We start from the raw sequence: 1,451 nt of genomic DNA on the forward strand, positions 1-1,451 counted from the left end.
CATCATTGCTCCTTTTGAGTCATAATTAATGACATCATTAGTCAAATATTGATTTTTATTCTGTGAAAAATTGATTAGCTAGAATTACCGAGAAAACAGGACTTTCTAGCCACGTTTCAAGTTCACATTTTACTGAATTTTTAGGGGATATTTTTGAATTTTAGACACAATAAGACTAGTGCAGTAGCGTCATTAAATATGATTTTTCACATCATGTCAACAAAAAAATCAATATATTGTATTTTTTTATTTTTTTACCTAAATATAGTGTTTTAAAAGATGTCCTTTATTTTCCTTTAATGCAACATTTATGTTGTATTGAAACATTTTAGATGTTATATTATTATAATGAATAGTCAAGAATTGAAAAGATATCTTATAAAGCATGGTTGCAGTTTTACTTCAGGGAAAGGTGGACATTTGCTTGTAAAGCGCGGTTCTAAAAAGTCCGTTTTACCTATGCATGGTACGCGAAAAGAATTAGGAACAGGATTAGTCCAGAAGATTCTTAAAGATCTTGACCTAAAATAAGCCTGAATATGGAGGTGTAAATGAAATATGCAATCAAATTTATCAAAGATGACAATGATACTCTTCTAGTCGTCTCTAAAGACTTTCAGGAATTTATTACCTATGGTAACGATGAAAAAGAGGCTTTGGAACAGGCTAAAAATGCACTTTTAACAGTCATTATGGGGCGTTTTCAAGATCGTGAACCTATTCCCTTTGGACATCGTGATATTGCCTATCCTTTTGTTGAAGTATCTTCATTGGTGACTTTAAAAATTGCAATACATAACGCTATGATTGAAAAAAACTTACGCAAAGCTGATCTCGTACGTCTTTTAAAACTTCATCCAACACAAATTGACCGATTGTTGGATTTAAACCACGCAACCAAATTAGATGCCTTGGAATCCACTCTCATTGCTCTTGGAAAAGAGGTTGCCATTAATATCCAAGACGCCGCTTGAAAACTACCGGTTTTGCGTAAAATGTTTATAAAGCGCATTAAGAGCAATGCGCAATGAAAGCACAAGGTGTGGTAGTGATTGATCTTCTATAACAAGATACTGTAATGCGGCATGAAGGTTATATTGACGGTGTAAACATTGGGCTTCTTGAACAACATCTTTTACAGCTAAAAGATGTTCTGTTGCCTTCTGTACCCATTTCTCTCTTGCTCCGTTATCAGAAGTTGTAGGCATTTCATCATAAATTGCATTAGGCAATGCTTTTGCACATAGGTAATTGTTTTTCACTTCAAGATATTTTTGCGCAGCATCATATTGGTCTTGATTTATTTCGCCTTGCAAATAAAGCCGCCCGATATAGGTGCCGGAAAGCGGATTTTTAGCCTCTTCTATGGTCAAACAGAAGCGTTTGGCACGCATTTCAATTGCCAATTTATCCATGGGTTCATGCGGTGTTTTTGCTCGTGAGATGCGTCC

At 34.9% G+C, this 1,451-nt stretch carries 3 protein-coding genes; 2 read left to right on the top strand and 1 reads right to left on the bottom strand.

What is annotated here, in order from left to right:
* The first annotated feature begins 348 nt into the window (after positions 1–348).
* On the top strand, positions 349–531 hold the full coding sequence (locus ACFIKJ_RS09235) for a type II toxin-antitoxin system HicA family toxin (RefSeq protein WP_006589116.1): 183 nt from the start codon (positions 349–351) through the stop codon (positions 529–531).
* A 20-nt stretch (positions 532–551) separates the two neighbouring features.
* Positions 552–974, top strand: coding sequence for a type II toxin-antitoxin system HicB family antitoxin (locus tag ACFIKJ_RS09240; RefSeq protein WP_375649820.1), 423 nt, complete (start codon positions 552–554; stop codon positions 972–974).
* Between the two features lie 3 nt (positions 975–977).
* On the opposite strand, the gene ACFIKJ_RS09245 is transcribed toward ACFIKJ_RS09240, so the two are convergent.
* On the bottom strand, positions 978–1,451 hold a 474-nt coding region (locus ACFIKJ_RS09245; RefSeq protein ID WP_375670539.1), incomplete at its 5' end, for a hypothetical protein.

This window comes from Bartonella sp. PS7NMGDW, assembly GCF_042193585.1.
Classification (GTDB): domain Bacteria; phylum Pseudomonadota; class Alphaproteobacteria; order Rhizobiales; family Rhizobiaceae; genus Bartonella; species Bartonella grahamii.

Coding starts and splice junctions, on each gene's coding strand:
- ACFIKJ_RS09235 (WP_006589116.1), top strand. CDS start 349: ATGAATAGTCAAGAATTGAAAAGATATCTTATAAAGCATGGTTGCAGT.
- ACFIKJ_RS09240 (WP_375649820.1), top strand. CDS start 552: ATGAAATATGCAATCAAATTTATCAAAGATGACAATGATACTCTTCTA.